Below are 20,538 nucleotides of genomic sequence, written 5' to 3'. Positions count from 1 at the left end.
GTTCAATACAAATGTTGACCGCCGGTCACAAAGACTTCGGTGCCTGTGACATAGCTGAAATCTGAATTGCTGAGCTGGAACACACAGGCAGCGACTTCTTGCGCCTTGCCCATGCGTTGCATCGGGATGCGCGCGATCAGGGGTTCATATTCTTCCCCGATCATCTCTGTTTCAATCTCTCCTGGCGCAACAGCGTTCACGCGCACGCCCAACTGCGCAAACTCTACGCATAATTCGCGCGTCAGGGCGGACAAAGCTGCTTTTGAAGTCGAATAGGCGGATCCGGCGAAGGGGTGAATGGCATGTCCTGCAATGGAGGTGATGTTTACAATCGACGCCCCATTGCCCTGCCGTGATCCCCGCCCCAGGGCACGGGCAAATCCCCGACACAGGGTCAGGGGGGTGAAGAAATTCAACTCGAACACTTCGCGCCAACGGTCCAAATCCCCGTTCAAGCAGCCAAGTCTTTCCTTGAAGGCCGCCTTGGGCGATACAGCGGCATTGTTGACCAGCGCGTGGACCGGCTCGTCCCCCAGAATTTCATTGGCCTTTTTCACAAAAGCCTCGACATCGCCCTTATCGCTGAGGTCTGTCGGGATATGATGGGTCCAGTTAGGATCCGCGCGACAATGGTCGGGAATGCCTTCACGAGAGCAGGTGATGATCCGCCACCCTTCGTCTGAGAAGCGCTGGACGGTAGCATGTCCAATACCCCGGCTTGCGCCAGTCAGGATCACAGTGCGGCGGTGTTGGGACTCGCTCATGGCTTTACAGTCTCGCTCTCTGAGGGTGTATCGGGTGCCGGTGATGCCGGGTCCTGATGGACGAAAACTTCTGCGCCGGGGAAGGCCTCCATGACCTCCTTTTCCACCGCATCGGCTGTCGTATGGGCACGATTGAGCGATAGATGCCCGTTAAAGTCCAGATGCATCTGAATAAAAGTATCAGGGCCCGACTTGCGGCTGCGCAGATCGTGAACACCCAATACGTCCGGATAGGCCAGGGCGATGGCACGAATGCGTTCGCGGTCTTCATCCGGTAATTCATGATCCATCAACATCTGGAAGGACTCTGTGCCCACCTGCCATGCGCCATAGGCGATGAAGGCCGCAATCGCGATGCCAAACAATGGATCGACCAAAGGAAAATCAAATGTGCCCGCCACGACCAGAGCGGCAATCACCCCCAGATTTGCGTACAGATCTGCCTTGTAATGCGCGGAATCTGCGGTGACCGCTACGGAACTGGAGCGCGTGATCACATAGCGCTGAAACAAGACCAGTGCCAAGGTCGCGAAGATTGAAAACACCATGACAGCGATGCCGATGGTAGTTTCCTGTATCGGCTTTGGTGTGAACAGGCGATCAATTGCTTCAACCAGCAGCAACAGCGCCGACCCGGCGATAAACCCTGATTGCGCCAGCGCAGCCAGGGGTTCCGCCTTACCATGTCCGAACCGATGTTCGGAATCAGCGGGCACCATGGCCTGTCGAACCGCAAATAGGGTTATCAGCGATGCAACAAGGTCCAGCATGGAATCGATCAGGCTGGAAAGCATCGCAACGGAATCCGTCAACACCCAGGCCCCCACCTTGGTGGCGATCAACAGGCTTGCCGTCGCCGCCGAGGCATAGGTGGCGTAGCGCAACAGCTTTTGCTGTTTCGAATGCCCCCTGCCGAGGTATTTTACGGGGTCTGGTGTCGCTGGGTCGCTCATCGCCAATTAATTCTAGGGGAACAACCGCGTGATCGTCCAGGATTCTTCCGGGGTCTCGCGGGTGAATGTTTGGCGATCATGCAGCCGGAATGCCCCATCCTTCCAGAATTCAATATAGCGCGGGCTGACACGAAAACCGGACCAATGGGCCGGTCTTGGAACCGAACCAATCGCATATTTTGCCGCGTATTTCGCGACTCGCTTTTCCAGTTCAAACCGACCGTCACAGGGGCGCGATTGTTCACTGGCCCAAGCCCCGATTTGGCTTTGCTTGGCGCGGGACGCAAAATACTCGTCTGCTTCAGCATCTGTCACTGGAGAGATCGGGCCTTCGATTCGAATTTGCCGACGCAGGCTTTTCCAATGGAACAGCAGCGCGGCATTGGGGTTTTCCGCAAGCTGAACCCCCTTCTTGCTTCCCAGATTGGTGTAAAACACGAAACCGTCCGCATCATAGCCTTTTAGAAGGACCATGCGCACGGACGGACGCCCCTGTGCATCTGCAGTCGCCAAAGCCATGCCGTTGGGATCGTTGGGCTCAGTGGTTTCAGCCTCTGCCATCCAGTCTGCAAACAGTTTTAAAGGATCAGTCTCTTTAAATTCGGTCATGTCATCGCCATAATTATGATGTGTAGTACCTATATAGAGGGCGGGATGCACAGTCTCAACGGGCGTGAAGGGCTTTACGGTCGGTCACGACGGAAATATGGATGTCAAACGTCTTAATCATGATGTCATATCAGGCAGACCCGTTGGGTTGGACATTCTATAGCGAGGAGATTTTAGATTATGATTAATACTAAGCGACTGCTCCCCAAACGGATTGCAAGTCAGGCCGTAGCACTGGCGCTGGTAAGCGTGATCGGGTTGAGCGCTTGCTCTGGCGCGGGTCAGAAAGAAACCATCGGCGGCGCGAGCGGTGCTGTCTTGGGTGGGGTTCTTGGCTCCCAGGTTGGTAAGGGTAAAGGACAACTTGTCGCGGTCGGTCTGGGTGCCGTACTGGGCGCATTGGCGGGTTCTTCCATTGGTCGATCTCTGGACGAGGTGGATAAGATGAAGATCAACAACACAACCCAGCGCGCCCTGGAAACCCAACCGGATCAACAGGCTTCGACCTGGTCCAACCCGAATACCGGGAATTCCGGTGCGGTAACGCCCCAAAAGACCTATCAGAACACAGATGGCCAGTATTGCCGCGAATTCACACAGACCGTGGATATCGGCGGCGAGTCGCAACAGGCCTATGGCACAGCCTGTCGTCAGCCAGACGGAACTTGGAAAATCGTCAGTTAAGTCTTATATCCTTTCTGCTCTCGGAACGATTCTTGCTTGCCTTCGGGCGTAGGACCGGAATGGTGTGCCGGTGCGCGCGTTGCATGTGAAGGAGTCTGTGAAAAATGGCAGTCGGGACAGGTATGAAAGATCCCTATGATGTACTCGGTGTGAAGCGCACAGCAAGCGCCGATGAAATTAAACAGGCATATCGTAAACTGGCGAAGGAATTTCATCCGGATTTGAATCCGAATGATCCCATCGTCGAACAACGTTTCAAGGAAGTTTCCAGCGCCCACAGCATTTTGGGCGATAAGGAAAAGCGTGCCAAATTTGACCGTGGTGAAATCGGTGCCGATGGGGCCCCGCGCGGTGGCTTTGGCGCTGGCGGGTACGGCCCATCTGGTGCACGTGGACGTGGTCCGGGTGGGGGATTCGCGGGCGGCTTTGGCGGTGCGGCAGCGGAAGATATCTTTGCCGACCTGTTCGGTCGCAACCGCGGGCGCACCCGCACCATGGAAATGAAGGGCAAGGATGTCAGCTATTCGCTGCGCGTGTCCTTTTTAGATGCCGCTAAAGGCACGACACGCAGGATCAACCTGTATGATGGGAAAAGCCTGGATGTCCGCATTCCGGCAGGAACCGAAGATGGTCAGACATTGCGCCTGAAACAACAGGGCATGCCCGGTATGGGTGGCGGTCCGGCAGGCGATGCCTTTATCGAAATCCAGGTTGATACGCATCCATTCTTTGAACGCGACGGGAACGATATTTTTCTGGATGTCCCAATCACCCTGGCTGAGGCAGTGCTGGGTGGAAAGATCACTGTTCCGACGGTCCATGGCAATGTATCGGTCACCGCGCCCGCAGGATCGAACAGTGGAACCAGCTTGCGCCTGCGGGGCAAGGGCATTCAACCCGCTGGTGGCGCTGTCGCTGGCGACCAGTTCGCAAAGTTAATCGTCGTCCTGCCCGACAAGCCCGACAAGGCACTGGTCGATTTCGTCAAGGAGTGGTCGAAAGACTATGACTATGACGTGCGCAAACGCGTTGGCCTGGACAAGCCCTGATTATCACCCGCTCTGCGATAAGGCCCCCAGTCCAATCAGTGCCAGGACTTTAGCGTTAAAGCTTGCCTTTGATTCCCCTGGGGGCCCTTCATCCTCCTCTTCAGAGGGCAACGCATCATGCTGTGGTGATTTTGATGTCAGGAAACTGCGCAGATCGGTGCTCATCACCTCATCCCGCGCCTTGCTGAAATCATCCAATATCTCGGTCAATTGATGCCCCCAATCCGTATTCAACTGGCCGCGTGGCATGCGACCGGACAGGTCCAGCTCTAAATCCTGATACAAGGTCGCCAGATCGACCTGGGACAGATCGCGGCTTAACACCCAATTATGACCATCGGCCCTGGCAATGTAGTTCAGGCTTTTCAATTTGCGTGTGGCCCAGCCCTGCGCCTGAGGGCCAACCTTGGCCAGCCGCGCCAGCCTGCGTTCTGACAGGGTGGTGCCATCCGTCGCAGCGGCCCGTTGCAGGGCGCTTAGAACAGACAGGGCAGCGGCCAATCGATGCAACGGGGATAGGCCTTCCCGGCGTGGATTGCGTTGCCCGTGACGCCATTCCGGCAGCCCGGCGGTAACTTCCGCCCCGAACAGCACAACCATCCAACTGAGATAAACCCAGATCAGAAAGATCGGGATCGTCGCCATCGCGCCATAAATCGTCTCATAGGTTGGGAAGGCGGTGATATAAATGCCAAATCCCCGCTTCAGCAAATCTAGCAGCACACCAGCGACCAGCCCCCCGATCAGGGCATCACGGCGGCGAACGGGATAGTTGGGCATCACCAGATACAACACCGATAAGCCGGCTGTTTGCAGCAGGAAGGGAAAAACCATCGCCAATTGTGCCAGATTGCCTGTGACTGATTCGACATTGCTGGCCCGCGCCAGGGCAAACAAATACCCAGACAGCGACAACGACGCCCCAAACAGCATGGGGGCCAGGGTCAGTACCGCCCAGAATACCATCAGGCGGGAAACAACGCCCCGCGTCTGTTTGGTCTGCCAGATCATGTTCATCGTGTTTGATATTGTCATCAACAACATGACGGCGCTGAGTGCCAGAAACACAATTCCAACCGCGGTCAGGCGTCCCGTCTGGGCGGTGAATTTTTCAAGATACCCCTGCACTTCATCGCCAACCGATGGAATGAAATTGCTGAAAAGATAGCTCTGAACCTCAGTTTTCAGCGAATCATAAGCGGGGAAAGCCGAAAAAATGGCAAAGCTGACCGCCAAAAGCGGTACGATCGCCAGAAGAGAGGTGAATGTCAGGGCCGCTGCGCGTTGTTGACACCCATCGATATTGAACCGGATGCCTGCATACACAAAAAACTGGAAAAAATGCTTCAGCACCTTGCCCAGACTGGCTTTAGGTGGGGCTTTCTTCTCTGGCATTGTGCTGTTGTTCCCTGTTACATCATTCATACTGCTTTCCCATCTGGTTGTAAGTTAGTATAGCGGGACTGAGTAAAGTTTCGATAGGGGCTTCGCTTTGACGGATTGAGACGTCGGGTCTAGAGTGCGGCTCTTTGCGATGAACAGTGATTTTTGGAGATTATAGGGCATGGGCCAAGTTGAATCCCTCATGGCGGGCAAAAAGGGCGTCATCTTAGGTGTCGCGAACGAAAAATCGATCGCGTGGGGCATTGCAAAGGCTTGTGCTGCGGCAGGAGCTGAATTGGCCTTTACTTATCAGGGCGAAGCGCTGGAAAAACGCGTGCGACCGCTGGCCGACAGTTTGGGGTCCAAGATTGTCCTGCCCTGTGATGTGACCAGCGAAGACAGCATGGACGCGGTATTTGAAACACTGAAATCTGAATTTGGCGAATTGGATTTCATGGTCCATGGCATTGCCTTTTCCGATAAGGATGAGTTGAAAGGCCAGTACCTGCAGACCAGTCGTGCAAACTTCCTGCGCACCATGGATATTTCCTGCTATTCGCTGACGGCCCTGGCGCAGCGCGCGGCCCCACTGATGGCAAAGGGCGGATCGATCCTGACACTGACCTATTACGGTGCCGAACGGGTAATGCCCCATTACAATGTCATGGGCGTCGCAAAGGCGGCATTGGAAGCGTCCGTGCGCTATCTGGCGTCTGATATGGGCCCGACTGGCATCCGCGTGAATGCGATTTCCGCCGGTCCGATCAAGACCCTGGCAGCCAGCGGTATTGGTGACTTCCGATATATCCTGAAATGGAATGAACTGAATTCGCCCCTGCGTCGGAATGTGACGATTGATGAGGTTGGGAATTCCGGTCTGTATTTCCTGTCCGACCTGTCTTCCGGTGTGACGGGTGAGGTGCATCATGTCGACAGCGGATATCACACGGTCGGGATGGTCGCGGTGGATCAGGCCCCGGCTGTGACGGAACTGTTGACCGGCCTGAATAAGAAAGCGGGCTGACCAGTCCGCTCGACTCACTAAGGCGGGCGCATGTCTGATAATACCTTTGGCACATTGTTTCGGGTGACAACCTTCGGGGAAAGCCATGGTCCCGCCATTGGCTGTGTCGTCGATGGCTGCCCGCCCCTTGTCCCAATGTCAGAGGCTGACTTGCAGCCCTATCTGGACAAGCGTCGCCCCGGCCAATCCCGCTACACAACCCAGCGCCAGGAAGCTGATCAGGTAAAAATCCTGTCAGGCGTGTTTGAGGGGGTAACGACCGGAACACCGATTGGTTTGCTGATCGAAAACACGGATCAACGGTCCAAAGATTACTCGGACATCGCACAGAAATTCCGCCCTGGTCATGCCGATTTCACCTATTGGGAAAAATACGGCATTCGCGACTATCGGGGGGGGGGACGCTCCTCAGCGCGGGAAACAGCCATGCGGGTTGCCGCCGGTGGCGTCGCCCGTAAGGTGTTGAGCCATATTCTGGGGGATGAATTCACCCTGCGCGCCGCCCTGGTTCAAATGGGTCCGCATCAGATCGATCGGGATCGCTGGGTTTGGGATGAGGTTGATAACAATCCGTTCTTCTGTCCCGATCCCGTCGCCGCCCAGGACTGGGCGAGCTATCTGGATGGTATCCGTAAGGCCGGGTCTTCCTGCGGCGCGGTCGTTGAGGTTGTGGCAGAAGGCATCCCGGTCGGCTGGGGTGCACCGGTCTATGGCAAGCTGGATTCCGATCTGGCATCAGCCCTGATGTCGATTAATGCGGTCAAAGGGGTTGAGATTGGCGCTGGATTCGGGGCTGCCGCCTTAACGGGCGAAGAAAATGCCGATGAGATCCGAATGGGTAATGACGGCAAGCCCCGCTTCCGGGCCAATAATGCGGGCGGCATTCTGGGTGGAATTTCCACCGGACAGCCGATCATTGCACGTTTTGCCGTCAAACCGACCAGTTCAATCCTGCAACCGCGCGACACCATCACCACAAGCGGTGAGGAAGCAGAAATCATCACCAAGGGTCGCCACGACCCCTGTGTTGGAATACGGGCTGTTCCCGTTGGGGAAGCCATGGTCGCGTGCACCCTGTTGGATCATTTGATGCGCCATCGCGCGCAATGTGGGTAACCCCCTTCCTGAAAGAGGCTGACATGACCAAATCTGAAAAGATCCACGCCCTGCCGGTGCCGGATGAGGCGACGCTTGACCCGGATTTGCAGAAGTATTTTGCAATTTGTCGCGAAAAGCTGGGCCTGTTACCCAATGTCCTGAAGGCATATAGCTTCCGACCCGCGCGCCTGCGGAAATTTATCGACAGCTATAATGAAATCATGCTGTCCGAAGGACCATTAAGCAAATTGGAGCGGGAAATGATTGCGGTCACGGTATCGTGCCGAAATCGGTGCCTGTATTGTCTGGTCGCCCATGGACAGGCGGTGCGTGCCCTGTCCGGGGACCCTGTATTAGGGGAAATGTTGGTGATGAATTACCGCATGGCGGAGTTAAGCGACCGCCACCGGGCCATGCTGGATTTCGTGTGGGACCTGACCGATGACCCTGAAAAGATTAATGAGGCCGCGCGCCAATCCCTGCGGGATGCCGGGTTCAGCGATGAAGGCATTTGGGACATTGCGGAGACGGCGGCGTTCTTCAATTACACGAACCGCATGGCCCATGCGGTCGAAATGATGCCGAACGAAGCCTATCACGGAATGAACCGGACTCCCAAGGATGGCTGACTCCGTTTCCCGATGAGTATGCCCGATCACGGTGCCAGTCATGCCGTGCTATCTTGTTAACCATTCCTTCAAACTATTGTTTCATCCTGTTGTTCAGAATCCGGTATAGTACTGGTTCGTGGCGCAGGCCTTTGGGGGAGGATCTGTTCCAAGGGTGAATATGGGGCGCTATAACAGGCGGAAATTTGGGGCGGACATTCTATGTCAGGTGGCAGATCGGTCTCTTTTGAGGTCTACTACCTCCAGTATGGTCGATGGCAGATTCATCATCGCTATCCGCTGAGCGAGCGGGAGGCTGCGATTGATGAGGCCAAGCGTCTGGATACACAGGGACATTTCGATGCCGCCTGTGTTGTTCGTGAAAGCTTTGACAAAGCCTCTGGCACCGCATCAGAATCCGTCATTTATCACAGCCCGAAGCTGAAGACCAAACCTCCGGTAACCAGCATTACGGCTGGCGCAGATGGGTCAGCCAGCCCGACCGCCGGCAGGAACACGACTAAAGCCGTGTTACGCAACGCGCCCAGTGGCTCCGCAGCGGCCAACGCTGCCGCTTTGGCTAAGCAGCGCGTCGCCGGTCAAAAAACAGACAATGCGAAAAAAGCCACCGGGAAAGAACCCGAATTGCGTCGCCCCCCAAAGGCCAATGAGGTTCAGGGGGATTCGGATTGGTCGGCTGCCATACCGAAGTTGATGATCGGTTTCCTGCTGGCCTGTCTGGTCGGTACCGGTGCTGGAATTGGCGCATTTTATGTCCTTAAGGGACTGACAATGGCCGGCCTGTCCTTTGGCTCCAAGACTGGCCAGATCCTTCTGGTGGGGGCCTGGCTGGCAGGGTGGATCGTAACCTTTGTGCCAATCTTGCGCCGTATCATGCGGAATATGCAGACGTCTTCGGCTCCGCAACAGCACCCAGAAACAGCCCCGACAATTGCTGAAAAGGCCAGTCCTGAAGCAGCCGCCCTGGCGGCGAAGGCATTGGAGGATGCCGCCGCACAATATGAAGAGGCGATTGCCCCTGAACAGGAAAGCTTGGACACGGTTCCCCCTTACGACGCGATACAAGAAGCCGATCTACACTCTATCGACCAGATTGATCAGGAAGCCCAGGAACCGGATTTGGAAGATGAGGCGGATGATCTCGAAGAAGACAGCGAAACAGTGCCCACACCGCCGCCGACCCAGGAACCGACCGGTCCTGGCCCATTGAGGAGCGCCTTACAGGAAATTGTAAACGATGCGAAGGCCGCATCGGCCAATACGCTGGATAAGGATCATTTTCTGCGATTCGGGGTCATCCTGTTCCTGGCGGGTGCAGCCGAAACGCTGGCGCGTCGCTTTAAGGTCGCAGCGAAAGAAGTTCGCAATATCCTGTGTGAACAGATCGAAGCGATGGGCGCGCCAACCGCGATGGCTAAGGGGTTCGCTGCAAATATTGACGAATATCTTTTGGATAAGCGGTTCTTTGAAATGTATTCACTGGGACGCGGCAGCGCGCTGAACCAGGGGCGCGATCCCAATGCGAGCTCTGGTTTCGCCGACGCCCTGAAAATGTGGAAGACCCCAAAAGCCGCGCCGGGTCAGAATACTGAGGCGAAAAACGATCCAAAGCACTATGATGACCCGTCTGAAGGACCGGGATCCTATGGCTTTGTATCGGTCTTATTCACCGATATCGTCGGTTCAACCAAAAATCAGCAGCAAAAAGGGGACGAATGGCTGATGAATGTGGTGCGCGCCCATAATGATATCGTGCGCGAGGCAATCACAAAATATGGCGGTCGAGAGATCAAGCATACGGGCGATGGCATCATGGCCTCCTTCCCCGCCGTTGTGAATTCGGTCGAAGCAGCGCTGTTGATGCAGGATGGTATCGCTAAATTCAGCACGATGATGAGCGATCTGGCGTTTGAGATATCCGTTGGCATCAGTGCCGGTGAACCCATTCATGAAAGCGGCGATTTGTTTGGAACGCCTGTAAACATGGCGGCGCGCGTCCTGTCCAAGGCCGGCCCCAGGCAAACGGCGGTCAGCAGCATCGTCCGGGATCTTTGCCAGGGTAAGAACTTCACATTCGAAGAGCTGGGTCAGTTCAATCTAAAGGGATTTGATCAACCGCAGGCCATCTATCAGGTGATCGACCGGCGCAAATCCGCACGTCCAGTGACCTCCGCCCCCGCGATGGATACTGTTCGCCAATGATCTGATTGCCCTGTTTTAGGGTTGTCCCAGGGGCGCTTTGAACTTTTCGGACAGATAAATGCCGATCAATACCAGAACCAAGGCGACCCCGTGATATATTTCAAAGGACTCGTTCAGGACGACAACGGCCATGCCGGCTGCGAAAATTGGAACCAGATTCATAAACACGCCCGCCCGGCTGGGCCCGACACGGTCCACCCCCTGAATGAAGAAAAGCTGCGCCAGGAAGGATGGAAAGATCGTGATCAATCCAACCACCAACCAGCCAAAGGGCGTGGGCCATTGCGACGCCCCCAGCATATATTCTATCCCGGCAAATGGGATGGACAGGACGAAAGCACTGGCGGCCATAACGGCAAACAGGCTGAGTGGTGAAACCGCGGGGCGGTTGCGCAGCGCGATTGTATAGCCAGCATACAGAATACTGGCGCAGATCATCAGAAGATCGCCCCGTTTGAATTCCAGGTGCAACAGACGGTCCAGGCTGCCCGCACTGGCAATGATGATGACCCCGCTGACCGTCAGGATCACCCCTAACAACTGAAGCCGGGTGATCCGGGTGCGATAGACCAGAAACGCCCCCATCGCGACGAATACGGGCATGGATCCTTGCAGAATCCCAATATTCAGCCCGCTGGTCGAATGTGCCGCCAGATAGAATAATCCATTAAAGGCAGAATATCCCAGGGCCCCCGCGATCGACAGGAAGACCAGGTTCTTGCGCAGGACCGGCCAGTCGCGTTTCAGATGGTGCCGCATGAAAATGCCACATAACAGCATCACGCCTGCCCATCGCCCAAGCACAACCAACATGGGCGAAACCTGCCCTACTGCTAATTGCCCCATAATGGCATTCCCGGCCCAGCACAGCATGGTGAATATCAGGAACAGATACGCCTCCGCATTTCTGCGTTGCAGCAGCGCGGCAGAGCCTGTCACGGAATCTGAATGCTGATCACTCACGGTATCACTCTCATTTTACAGCCATGGGCACTGGTTTGACCACACGGCACCCTGCTTTGCAATGAGGCGGCCCGGATCAGACCTTATGCTTCCATTTCGTTGAAAAGGCGTTTACAGGCCTGACGATCAATCTTATCCGTCCCGGTCTTGGGCAAAGTATCCAGATACAGAAACTGTCTGGGATATTTGTATGGCAGCAGGGTCGTCTTCACATAATCCTTTAATTCCGAAGACAAAGCATCATCCCCCGTAATACCGGGACCGGGTGCCACCGCGGCAACAAGGGTTGTTCGGCCATCTGCCAAGGTCAGACCCAGCACAGTGCATTCCGTTACCTTTGGATGCTCGTTCAGGCACAATTCGACCTCCAGCGGATAGACCCATTGTCCGCTGACCTTGATCAGGTCATCGGCGCGCCCACGGAAGAAGTAAAAGCCATCCTGGTCCACAACAAAGCGATCGCCGGTCCAGATCCAATCCCCGCGCATTGTCTCTGCGGTCTTGTCAGGGCGGTTCCAATAGCAGGGCGCGTCCGAATCACCCCGGATCCAAAGGATACCTTCTTCCCCCGGACCAACGGACTGTCCGTCCCGATCCGTCAGCTTCAATTCATATCCAGGCACGCGCTTGCCAGCCGATCCCAGCTTCTTCTGATCCAACGTGTTGGACAGATAGATATGCAGCACCTCTGTTGAGCCCAGCCCTTCCATGATCTCATGGCCAAAGCGCGACTTCCAGGCGGTGAAGACGTCGCCGGACAGGACTTCGGCTGCCGATATGCACAGTCTTACGCTAGACAGATCCGCCGTTGCCGCAGAGGGATGCTTGATCAGGGCCGTATACACCGTGGGCAGGGCAAAAAATAACGTCGGGCGACAGGTCTTGATCAGAGCAAACATACGCTCCGGGGTTGGGCGATCCGGCAGCAGCGCCGTGGTTGCGCCGGCGGCAAAGGGGAACGTTACCGAATTTCCAAATCCGTAGGCAAAGAATATCTTTGGGACAGAAAAGCAGATATCACTCTCCTGGATCTGCAAGACCCGCTTGGCATAGCTTTCCACCGTATAGGCCATATCGTGATGCAGATGCACGACGCCCTTGGGTTTTCCAGTGGATCCCGATGAATACATCCAGAAGGCCATATCATCGCGGGATGTATCGGCCTGCGGCAGATCGGGGGATTGTTTGGATATCCAGGCCTTCCCCTCATCCGAATCCAACGCAATCAAATGTTTTGGGGACGATTGGGAAAACAGGCCCAGATGTTCTCCATGGGTCAGCGCGACCGTCGCAGCAGAATCCTCCAAAAAGAAAGCAATCTGATCCGCGGGAGACAGCGTGTTAATCAACAATGGCACCAGCCCGGCCCGCAGCGCCCCAAAGATGGCGGCGATGTAATCTGGACTGTCATTCAGAACCAGGACCAGCCTGTCCCCGCGCGTCAGTCCCAGATCCAGCAATCCATTGCCAATGCGACACGCCTGGGCGCAGATTTCCGCATAGGTCAGGCTTTCCCGTTCCGTCACAACGGCAACCTTACCCCCGCGCCCTGCTGCCAGATTATCAAACAGAATGGCGGACGCATTGTAGTGCTGCGGTACAGAAAATTGAATTTCCCGTGCGCCGGGCGTGTCATTGGGAACCGGATCAACAATCTGAGTCATTGGGGTCTATCCTCACAAACTATCGGGATTTTAAAGGCTCAGGCGGCGCGATGGGCGTCCAGGCCTGCCATGAATTTCGGGGCCAGCTTGCGCAGGCGATCATCGTCAATGCGCCCTGCCCGCCGGATGTAGCTATCCGCCAGATCCCAGGGAGAAAGCTCCATATGTTTGGCAAAATCCTCATACCAAAGGGCGCTACGGTTGGCGGCGACGACAATCTTTTCAACAATCGGTTTGCGGGCGGCCTGATAGGCAGGTAGCGCCTTTGAAACGTCACCATTTGCGTCGGTCATGGCACGAACAAGCGCAATCCCGTCCTCCATCGCCAGGCGGGTACCAGACCCGATGGAGAAATGTGCGGTGTGCAGGGAATCGCCCAGCAAAACCTTGTTGCCGTCATACCATGTGTCATTCCACAGCTTGGGGAAGTTCCGCCACAGTGACTTGTTTGCAACCAGGGGCGCGCCCTCCAGCACATCGGCGAATAGTTGTTCGCAGGTGACCCGGCTTTCTTCCTCAGACATATCGGCAAAACCTGCCGCCGCCCATGTTGCCTCATCCGTTTCAACAATGAATGTGCTCATATCCGGCGCATAGCGATAGTGGTGGGCATTGAATCGCCCCTTCGTCGTTTCACGGAAGCTTTGGGTCAGGGTATCAAAGGGTCGCCGTGCCCCGAACCAAACAAACTTGTTCGACAAGGGCTCTAAAACCGTCCCAAAAGACCCCGACTGGCGCACGATGGAATTCACCCCATCGGACCCGATTATCAGATCATAGTCCTGATAGGCACTGATATCCATTAAGGGGGTGCCAAATTGCGGCATCAGACCAACGGACCGGGCGCGTTCCGTCAGCAATTGCAATAGCTTCAACCGGCCAATCGCGGCAAAGCCAACACCGTCGATGGCAATGCGCGTGCCCGCATGATCCAGCGTCAGATCCCGCCACATTTCCATATGGGGCACAATCGCCGCATGCGTTTCTGGATCGTCACTTTGCAGGAAATCCAGCGCTGTATCGGAAAACACGACACCAAAACCCCAGGTCACATTTTCTGGATTCTGTTCGACGATATCGATCCGCGCATCGGCAAATGCCCGGCGCAGCAGATAGCCAACATACAGGCCCGCAGGCCCCCCTCCGATAACGGCAATGCGCATCCAGCGTCTCCTTATCATCCCAAATTAAACATTTTTATTATTCACCAATGTACATTATATTTACCAATAGACAATAATGGAATCAGGGGATGGATATGGTTTCGGAGTCTGAGGAACGCAGGGGAATTGGATCTGTTGATATTGCGATGTCCGTTCTGCGGGTCTTTGCCGCCGCATCGGAACCGCTGACCCTGAAAGAAGTTGGCGCGCGGACCGGCATGTCGACCAGCAAGCTGCACCGCTATCTGTCCAGTCTGGTCGCGCAGGGAATGCTGCGACAACGGGAGCGTTCCGGACGGTATGATCTGGGGCCCTTTGCGTCGGCCTTGGGGATTTCCGCCCTGGCACGAAATGATTTCGTCAACGAAACGGCCGCTATCCTGCCTGATTTGGTAGACAAGGTTGGGGCAACCGCGATGCTGTCGGTCCTGGGAGCCAGCGGGTCCACCATCGTGCGATGGCAGCGTGGCCGCAATCATGTCATAACAACATTGGGTCTGGGCACGGTGCTGCCCTTGCTGACATCAGCGACAGGTCAGGTTTTCCTGGCATTTAGCGCAGATGCGTTAACCCAGCCGCTTTTGCCGAAGGGACAGCGGTCCACAGCACCGATGCTAAAGGATCGCATTCGAAAACAAGGCTATGCCATGGCAGGAGGGAATTTCATCCCCGGCCTGTATGCCATTGCCGCCCCGGTTACCAATTGGCAGAATGAAGCGGAAGCTGTCGTGACCCTGATTTCCACAGATCCCGACTTAACCAACCCTGCCGGCCCCGCCCTTTCATCCCTGAAAGCTGCATGCCAGCAGGTATCTTTGGCTCAGCCAAAGGGCTGATACGCCATTCGAAACGAGGGTTCCTGAGAAATAAGTTGCGGTTTTTGGTCTAAAGTAGAACCCTATCGCTTCAATTTCGAAGATTGTCAGTCTGGCGGAATCCAGCCGGACGGCATAAAAACAGGAGAGACAGCATATGAATTTCTTGAAAACCACGATGACCGCAGTCGCGGCGCTTGCTGTAAGCAGTAACATTGCCTTTGCACAATGCGACGAAGTGCGGTTCTCGGATGTCGGCTGGACCGACATTACATCAACAACTGCCGCATCCAAGACCGTGCTGAAAGCACTGGGATATGACGTAGAAGTCAAATTGTTATCGATCCCGGTGACCTATGCCTCGATGAAAGCTGGTGACATTGATGTGTTCCTGGGCAACTGGATGCCGACGATGGAAGCAGATATCGCCCCCTATCGTGACGATGGCAGCATCGAAACACCCCGCGAGAACCTGGAAGGCGCCAAATATACTCTGGCGACCAACAAGGCCGGTGCCGATCTGGGGATCAAAGATTTTGCCGACATCGCCAAACATAAGGACGCCCTGGACGGAAAGATCTATGGGATTGAGCCTGGCAATGATGGCAACCGTCTGATCATGGACATGATTGAAAAAGACGCCTTTGGCCTGAAAGGGTTCGAGATCAAAGAAAGTTCCGAACAAGGCATGTTGGCCCAGGTCGACCGCCTGTCAAAACGCGACGAACCGATCGTATTCTTGGGCTGGGAACCCCATCCAATGAACGCAAATTACGATATGAGCTATCTGACAGGGGGTGATGACTATTTCGGCCCCAATCTGGGCGGCGCGACGGTTTATACCAATGTCCGCAAGGGCTATATTCAGGAATGCCCGAATGTTGGTGCCTTCCTGAACAACCTGAAATTCTCTTTGGCCATGGAAAATGAAATCATGGCGGCGATCCTGAACGATGGGAAAGACCCGGATGACGCAGCCGCTGCCTGGTTGAAAGCCAATCCTGGCGTTCTGGATGCCTGGCTTGCCGGCGTCACCACCAAAGACGGTGGCGATGCGATGGCGGCTGTGAAGTCCAGCCTGGGCTTGTAAGAAATACCCCCTCCCACCTCCAGTGGGAGGGGTTTTTACTTCCCCACCCGCCACCCTGATCAAAGGAATGGCCCCCTATGGAATGGATAAGCGAAACAAAAATCCCTGTTGGTCAGACAGCGAAGACCGTCTTTGATTGGCTGCAAACCCATGGCGGATGGTTCTTTGATGGCCTGTCTGTTGCAATGGAAACGCTGATCGAAAGCCTGCTTTGGGTCATGCAAACGCCACCTCCCTTGGTCATCGTTGGCATCGTTGTCGCCCTGACATGGCTTGCGCACCGCAACTGGAAGATAACCCTGTTCGTGCTGTTGGGTTTCCTGTTCATCCTGAATCAGGGCTATTGGGAAGAAACCACGGAAAGCCTGACACTGGTTCTGTCCGCCTGTGTCGTCTGCATGGCGATTGGGGTTCCGATTGGCATTGCCAGTGCCCATCGCCCCCGGCTGTATCAAGCCATGCGCCCGGTGCTGGACCTGATGCAAACCCTGCCTACTTTCGTTTATCTGATCCCTGCCATTGTCTTCTTTGGAATTGGCATGGTGCCGGGATTAATCGCAACCGTGATTTTCGTTATCCCCGCCCCCATTCGACTGACGCATTTGGGGATTTCAAATACGCCAACCCCGTTGCTGGAGGCCGCCCGGGCCTTTGGCGCAACGCCCAGCCAAACGCTGTGGAAGGTGGAACTGCCCTATGCCCTGCCGCAAATCATGGCGGGTCTGAACCAGACCATCATGCTGTCTCTGTCTATGGTCGTGATCGCAGCCCTGGTTGGGGCCGACGGCCTGGGCGTGCCGGTCGTCAGGGCGTTGAATTCCGTGAACACGTCGCTGGGCTTTGAAAGCGGATTTATCATTGTCGTGGTGGCGATCATGCTGGACCGTATTCTGCGCATCGAAAGGCGTGACAAATGAGCGATGCTGTAATTTTTGATAATGTCTCCATTGTCTTTGGGAAACAGCCAGCCGCCGCCCTGCCCGCCATGGATGCAGGCCAGACACGCGGTGAAATACAGGCAGAAACCGGCCAGGTGCTGGGCGTCCACAATTGCAATCTGACTGTGGCACAAGGGGAAATCCTTGTCCTGATGGGTCTGTCTGGGTCAGGCAAATCCACCTTGTTGCGGGCGGTGAACGGCCTTAATCCTGTGGTGCGGGGATCGGTTTCCATCGATGGCGGCGACGGGATGGTCAATATTACACAGGCCGATCCTGCAACCCTGCGCAAAATGCGTCTTTCCTGCATCGCGATGGTGTTTCAGCAATTCGCCCTGCTGCCGTGGCGCAATGTTGTGGATAATGTCGCCCTGGGCCTGGAACTGGCCGGGATGGACCGGGATCAGCGCGAAGCACAGGCCCGCAAGCAATTGGATCTGGTCGGCCTGACCGATTGGGCCGATCGAAAAGTTGGCGAATTGTCAGGCGGCATGCAACAGCGAGTCGGCCTGGCCCGTGCCTTTGCCACCGATGCCCCAATTTTGTTGATGGATGAGCCTTTTTCGGCCTTGGATCCATTAATCCGGACCCGGTTGCAGGATGAATTACTGGACCTGCAGGCTCGCCTAAAACGGACTATCATCTTTGTCAGCCATGACCTGGACGAGGCCTTTAAACTGGGCGGCCGCATCGCAATCATGGAAGGCGGGCGCATCGTTCAATGCGGTACACCGCAGGAAATCATCCGCGCCCCAGCCAATGACTATGTGGCTGACTTTGTCGCCCATATGAATCCGCTGGGCGTTCTGTGCGCGCAGGATGTCATGGTGGATGGCACAGCCCCGGCTGATGCGCCAGAAGTTGCCCATGATCTGACCGTGAACGAAGTCATCAAGATCAGCCGGACAACCGAAGTCCCCATTCGGGTGCTGCAAGATGGGAAACCGGTCGGTATCATTACATCCAATGATATTCTGGACAATCTGGCCAAGTAGGCGACACCCTTTTGGGGCCTAATATCTAGACATAACGCAGCCGTAGGTCGCTGATCACGTCATTTAAAGGCCCGATATTCTCATTGGCACGCGCAAGCAAGATCGCCCCTTCAAGCGAGGACAGGATAAGGCGCGCTTCCTGCTTTTTCTGGGTGGTTGCCTCAAGCAGTTCAATATTGACCCGGAAAAAATCAGCCACGATCACGCGCACAGACCTTGGGATATCGGCACCTTCTGCCGCCAGAATACCGCACAGACACATCTTGCCGTCATCCTGATAGGAATTTCGAAATAATTCACCGTAAGCGGCGATCCTGTCAGACACGGTTCCCGGTTGCCGCAGCACCGCACCGGCCTGTTCCAAGAAATGCGCGGCATACCGTTCCGCCAGAACCCGAACCAGATCATCCTTGTTCGGAAAGTGCTTTAGGATCTCTGCACGCTCCATGTCCAGACTGGCCGCAACATCTTCGATGTGAAAACCGTTAAAGCCATGCTGACGCACGATCGCTTCCGCAGCATCCAGAATATCTGTTCGCATATCAGGCTCTTGCAAACGCCCCATATTCCATACCTCCCACTCGATACTTTTTATTCAAGGCGTGCCTGGATGGACGCACGCGCGCCGTGCCGATGCTGCACAGGCAATGTATTCCAAAACCTCAAACACACTCTATACGCATTCTTGTCGCAACGACACTCTTACACAGTGCGACATATTCAGAATCCTGTAATCCATTCTAGGGTGATCTGAAAAATCCCTTGCGACATCTTGGGCACATGGCTAGTGTTGCGCCGAATTTGGTTGAAACTGAAACCAAACTGATACGCAACTGGGGTATCCGATGCGCGCAAACGCTGCGACCACAATCATGGCCGACAAAGCCAAAACTGGTAAAACCACCACCGGAGTCTAGCGAGACCCCGCGCATCCGACTATAGCAAAACTGCTTCATCGGGCCGGGTTCTCCCCGGCCCTTACCGTATCTGGGCCGGAATGCCCTGCCCCGCTTCAAACCAAAAAGACGAACAGAAAAGAAGGAATATAGAAATGGGTTACAAAGTAGCCGTTGTTGGCGCAACGGGAAATGTCGGACAGGAAATCCTGAAGATCATGTCCGAACGTGGATTTCCCGCCGACGATATCATCGCCTTGGCCTCGGAATCTTCCGTAGGCAAACAGGTATCTTATGGTGATACTGAGACCCTGAAAGTCCAGGCCCTGAAGCATTTTGACTTCAAGGGCACAGATTTCGTTCTCTCCTCTCCTGGCGCAACAGTCAGTGCGGAATATTCTCCAAAGGCAGCGCGGGCAGGCGCGGTTGTCATCGACAACACGTCACATTTCCGCATGGATCCGGACGTACCGCTGGTCGTGCCAGAGGTGAACCCGCACGCCCTGAAAGATTTTGGCAAAAAGAACATCATCGCGAACCCGAATTGCTCCACCATCCAATTGGTGGTCGCCTTGAAGCCGGTCCACGATCTGGCCGGGATCAAGCGCGTCGTGGTGTCGACCTATCAATCAGTCTCTGGATCTGGCAAGGCCGGGATGGATGAATTGTTCAACCAGACCCGCGGCGTCTTTGTGAATGACCCGATGGAACGCAATAAGTTCACCAAGCAGATCGCGTTTAACGTCATCCCCCATATCGATGTCTTCATGGATGATGGTGGGACCAAAGAAGAATGGAAGATGACCGTTGAGACGAAGAAGATCCTGGATCCCAAGATCAAACTGCACGCAACCTGTGTGCGGGTTCCCGTCTTCATCGGCCATGCCGAAGCGGTAAATATGGAACTGGAAAAAGACGTCAGCGTCGAAGAAATCCGCAAGGCATTGTCCAAGGCGGAAGGCTGTATCGTCGTCGACCATCGCGCCGATGAAGGCTACGTCACCCCGGTCGAATGCGCCGGAGAAGACGCCGTCTACATCTCTCGTATTCGCGATGATGCGACACAGGACAACACCGTGTCCATGTGGGTTGTGTCAGATAACCTGCGCAAAGGGGCTGCCCTGAACACCGTCCAGATCGCCGAGCGCATGATCAAGGACGGCTTGGTCTGACCAGACGTGAACCAAGGGGGGGTGATGTAAACTATCGCCCCCCTGAGGAGCGCAGCGTCTCGAACCGCATTTCCGGTCCCTCCATCCGCGTCACACCCGTGCAGGTGGGTGTTCAGAGCCACAAGCGCCAATAAGGCCTGCCGCCCTGGACCCCGGATCAAGTCCGGGGTGACAATGGTGCAGATAATTGCCTCCTCACCCTGAAGAGCAAAGCGTCTCGAACCGCATTTCCGATCCCTCCATCCGCGTCACACCCGTGCAGATGGGTGTTCAGAGCCACAAGCGCCAATAACGCCGGCCGCCCTGGACCCCGGATCAAGTCCGGGGTGACAATGGTGCAGATAATTACCCCCTCACCCTGAAGAGCAAAGCGTCTCGAAGGGTGTGCCTATTGTTGGCACCGGACGCGTAGCCCTCCTTTGAGACGCTGTTGGCCCGCCAACAATG

At 55.5% G+C, this 20,538-nt stretch carries 19 protein-coding genes; 11 read left to right on the top strand and 8 right to left on the bottom strand.

All coding sequences use genetic code 11. The features are described 5' to 3' along the window. Positions 1 to 2 precede the first annotated feature (2 nt). Genes ACOSDR_RS02185 through pdxH form a run of 3 tightly spaced genes read right to left on the bottom strand, consistent with a single transcriptional unit; the run spans position 3 to position 2,326 of the window. The gene (locus ACOSDR_RS02185) at positions 3 to 764 is read right to left on the bottom strand and encodes an SDR family NAD(P)-dependent oxidoreductase (protein ID WP_420724525.1); all 762 of its coding nucleotides are present in this window, start codon (positions 762 to 764) and stop codon (positions 3 to 5) included. Further along, the gene (locus tag ACOSDR_RS02180) at positions 761 to 1,717 is read right to left on the bottom strand and encodes a cation diffusion facilitator family transporter (protein ID WP_420724526.1); all 957 of its coding nucleotides are present in this window, start codon (positions 1,715 to 1,717) and stop codon (positions 761 to 763) included. The genes ACOSDR_RS02185 and ACOSDR_RS02180 overlap by 4 nt, the downstream gene beginning before the upstream one ends. Positions 1,718 to 1,729: 12 nt before the next feature. After that, complete coding sequence (gene pdxH, locus ACOSDR_RS02175; RefSeq protein WP_420724527.1) at positions 1,730 to 2,326, bottom strand: pyridoxamine 5'-phosphate oxidase; 597 nt, start codon at positions 2,324 to 2,326, stop codon at positions 1,730 to 1,732. Between the two features lie 180 nt (positions 2,327 to 2,506). Here pdxH and ACOSDR_RS02170 point away from each other — a divergent pair, with 180 nt between their 5' ends. Together ACOSDR_RS02170 and ACOSDR_RS02165 are read left to right on the top strand one after the other, a co-directional pair. Continuing rightward, entirely contained in the window at positions 2,507 to 3,010 is a 504-nt protein-coding gene (locus ACOSDR_RS02170) for an RT0821/Lpp0805 family surface protein (protein ID WP_420730268.1), read from the top strand. Positions 3,011 to 3,114: 104 nt separating this feature from the next. Then, positions 3,115 to 4,059, top strand: coding sequence for a DnaJ C-terminal domain-containing protein (locus tag ACOSDR_RS02165; RefSeq protein WP_420724529.1), 945 nt, complete (start codon positions 3,115 to 3,117; stop codon positions 4,057 to 4,059). Between the two features lie 3 nt (positions 4,060 to 4,062). On the opposite strand, the gene ACOSDR_RS02160 is transcribed toward ACOSDR_RS02165, so the two are convergent. Continuing rightward, positions 4,063 to 5,484 carry a YihY family inner membrane protein gene (locus ACOSDR_RS02160; RefSeq protein WP_420730267.1) on the bottom strand — a complete coding sequence of 474 codons (1,422 nt, stop codon included), beginning with the start codon at positions 5,482 to 5,484 and terminating at the stop codon, positions 4,063 to 4,065. A gap of 139 nt (positions 5,485 to 5,623) precedes the next feature. On the opposite strand from ACOSDR_RS02160, the gene fabI reads away from it, so the two are divergent. The 4 genes from fabI (at position 5,624) to ACOSDR_RS02140 (ending at position 10,395) form a co-directional block, all read left to right on the top strand. After that, complete coding sequence (fabI, locus tag ACOSDR_RS02155) at positions 5,624 to 6,466, top strand: enoyl-ACP reductase FabI (RefSeq protein WP_420730266.1); 843 nt, start codon at positions 5,624 to 5,626, stop codon at positions 6,464 to 6,466. A gap of 30 nt (positions 6,467 to 6,496) precedes the next feature. Continuing rightward, on the top strand, positions 6,497 to 7,582 hold the full coding sequence (gene aroC, locus ACOSDR_RS02150) for a chorismate synthase (protein ID WP_420730265.1): 1,086 nt from the start codon (positions 6,497 to 6,499) through the stop codon (positions 7,580 to 7,582). A gap of 23 nt (positions 7,583 to 7,605) precedes the next feature. Continuing rightward, a complete protein-coding gene (locus tag ACOSDR_RS02145) occupies positions 7,606 to 8,193 on the top strand; it encodes a peroxidase-related enzyme (RefSeq protein WP_420724533.1) in 588 nt (195 codons plus the stop codon). A gap of 201 nt (positions 8,194 to 8,394) precedes the next feature. Then, positions 8,395 to 10,395: an adenylate/guanylate cyclase domain-containing protein gene (locus ACOSDR_RS02140; protein WP_420724534.1), complete on the top strand. Its 2,001-nt coding sequence runs from the start codon at positions 8,395 to 8,397 to the stop codon at positions 10,393 to 10,395. A gap of 15 nt (positions 10,396 to 10,410) precedes the next feature. Here ACOSDR_RS02140 and ACOSDR_RS02135 read toward each other — a convergent pair whose 3' ends face one another. The 3 genes from ACOSDR_RS02135 to ACOSDR_RS02125 form a co-directional block, all read right to left on the bottom strand. Beyond that, entirely contained in the window at positions 10,411 to 11,358 is a 948-nt protein-coding gene (locus ACOSDR_RS02135) for a DMT family transporter (protein ID WP_420724535.1), read from the bottom strand. 83 nt (positions 11,359 to 11,441) lie between these two features. Further along, complete coding sequence (locus ACOSDR_RS02130) at positions 11,442 to 13,022, bottom strand: benzoate-CoA ligase family protein (RefSeq protein ID WP_420730264.1); 1,581 nt, start codon at positions 13,020 to 13,022, stop codon at positions 11,442 to 11,444. 38 nt (positions 13,023 to 13,060) lie between these two features. Then, positions 13,061 to 14,185 (bottom strand): FAD-dependent monooxygenase, encoded by a 1,125-nt coding sequence (locus ACOSDR_RS02125; RefSeq protein WP_420730263.1) that lies wholly within the window; start codon positions 14,183 to 14,185, stop codon positions 13,061 to 13,063. An 89-nt stretch (positions 14,186 to 14,274) separates the two neighbouring features. On the opposite strand from ACOSDR_RS02125, the gene ACOSDR_RS02120 reads away from it, so the two are divergent. The 4 genes from ACOSDR_RS02120 to choV all read left to right on the top strand — a co-directional run bounded on the left by ACOSDR_RS02120 (position 14,275) and on the right by choV (position 18,023). Further along, the gene (locus tag ACOSDR_RS02120; protein WP_420730262.1) at positions 14,275 to 15,021 is read left to right on the top strand and encodes an IclR family transcriptional regulator; all 747 of its coding nucleotides are present in this window, start codon (positions 14,275 to 14,277) and stop codon (positions 15,019 to 15,021) included. Positions 15,022 to 15,157: 136 nt separating this feature from the next. Further along, complete coding sequence (locus ACOSDR_RS02115; protein WP_420730261.1) at positions 15,158 to 16,090, top strand: choline ABC transporter substrate-binding protein; 933 nt, start codon at positions 15,158 to 15,160, stop codon at positions 16,088 to 16,090. Positions 16,091 to 16,167: 77 nt separating this feature from the next. Continuing rightward, entirely contained in the window at positions 16,168 to 17,007 is an 840-nt protein-coding gene (choW, locus tag ACOSDR_RS02110) for a choline ABC transporter permease subunit (RefSeq protein WP_420730260.1), read from the top strand. Beyond that, entirely contained in the window at positions 17,004 to 18,023 is a 1,020-nt protein-coding gene (choV, locus tag ACOSDR_RS02105) for a choline ABC transporter ATP-binding protein (RefSeq protein WP_420724541.1), read from the top strand. Before choW ends, choV begins: the two co-directional genes overlap by 4 nt. Positions 18,024 to 18,048: 25 nt before the next feature. Here the strand turns inward: choV and ACOSDR_RS02100 are convergent, their stop codons facing one another. Further along, on the bottom strand, positions 18,049 to 18,564 hold the full coding sequence (locus tag ACOSDR_RS02100; protein ID WP_420724542.1) for a TetR/AcrR family transcriptional regulator: 516 nt from the start codon (positions 18,562 to 18,564) through the stop codon (positions 18,049 to 18,051). A 510-nt stretch (positions 18,565 to 19,074) separates the two neighbouring features. On the opposite strand from ACOSDR_RS02100, the gene ACOSDR_RS02095 reads away from it, so the two are divergent. After that, positions 19,075 to 20,091: an aspartate-semialdehyde dehydrogenase gene (locus ACOSDR_RS02095; protein WP_420724543.1), complete on the top strand. Its 1,017-nt coding sequence runs from the start codon at positions 19,075 to 19,077 to the stop codon at positions 20,089 to 20,091. Positions 20,092 to 20,538 lie beyond the last annotated feature (447 nt).

Origin of the sequence: Hwanghaeella sp. 1Z406 (assembly GCF_048892425.1) — a bacterium.
Taxonomy (GTDB): Bacteria; Pseudomonadota; Alphaproteobacteria; order UBA8366; family Aestuariispiraceae; genus Pacificispira.
The sequence above is the reverse complement of the archived record's forward strand: the minus strand, read 5'-3'. Positions and strand labels throughout refer to the sequence as shown.

Coding starts and splice junctions, on each gene's coding strand:
- ACOSDR_RS02185 (WP_420724525.1), bottom strand. CDS start 764: ATGAGCGAGTCCCAACACCGCCGCACTGTGATCCTGACTGGCGCAAGC.
- ACOSDR_RS02180 (WP_420724526.1), bottom strand. CDS start 1,717: ATGAGCGACCCAGCGACACCAGACCCCGTAAAATACCTCGGCAGGGGG.
- pdxH (WP_420724527.1), bottom strand. CDS start 2,326: ATGACCGAATTTAAAGAGACTGATCCTTTAAAACTGTTTGCAGACTGG.
- ACOSDR_RS02170 (WP_420730268.1), top strand. CDS start 2,507: ATGATTAATACTAAGCGACTGCTCCCCAAACGGATTGCAAGTCAGGCC.
- ACOSDR_RS02165 (WP_420724529.1), top strand. CDS start 3,115: ATGGCAGTCGGGACAGGTATGAAAGATCCCTATGATGTACTCGGTGTG.
- ACOSDR_RS02160 (WP_420730267.1), bottom strand. CDS start 5,484: ATGAATGATGTAACAGGGAACAACAGCACAATGCCAGAGAAGAAAGCC.
- fabI (WP_420730266.1), top strand. CDS start 5,624: ATGGGCCAAGTTGAATCCCTCATGGCGGGCAAAAAGGGCGTCATCTTA.
- aroC (WP_420730265.1), top strand. CDS start 6,497: ATGTCTGATAATACCTTTGGCACATTGTTTCGGGTGACAACCTTCGGG.
- ACOSDR_RS02145 (WP_420724533.1), top strand. CDS start 7,606: ATGACCAAATCTGAAAAGATCCACGCCCTGCCGGTGCCGGATGAGGCG.
- ACOSDR_RS02140 (WP_420724534.1), top strand. CDS start 8,395: ATGTCAGGTGGCAGATCGGTCTCTTTTGAGGTCTACTACCTCCAGTAT.
- ACOSDR_RS02130 (WP_420730264.1), bottom strand. CDS start 13,022: ATGACTCAGATTGTTGATCCGGTTCCCAATGACACGCCCGGCGCACGG.
- ACOSDR_RS02125 (WP_420730263.1), bottom strand. CDS start 14,185: ATGCGCATTGCCGTTATCGGAGGGGGGCCTGCGGGCCTGTATGTTGGC.
- ACOSDR_RS02120 (WP_420730262.1), top strand. CDS start 14,275: ATGGATATGGTTTCGGAGTCTGAGGAACGCAGGGGAATTGGATCTGTT.
- ACOSDR_RS02115 (WP_420730261.1), top strand. CDS start 15,158: ATGAATTTCTTGAAAACCACGATGACCGCAGTCGCGGCGCTTGCTGTA.
- choW (WP_420730260.1), top strand. CDS start 16,168: ATGGAATGGATAAGCGAAACAAAAATCCCTGTTGGTCAGACAGCGAAG.
- choV (WP_420724541.1), top strand. CDS start 17,004: ATGAGCGATGCTGTAATTTTTGATAATGTCTCCATTGTCTTTGGGAAA.
- ACOSDR_RS02100 (WP_420724542.1), bottom strand. CDS start 18,564: ATGCGAACAGATATTCTGGATGCTGCGGAAGCGATCGTGCGTCAGCAT.
- ACOSDR_RS02095 (WP_420724543.1), top strand. CDS start 19,075: ATGGGTTACAAAGTAGCCGTTGTTGGCGCAACGGGAAATGTCGGACAG.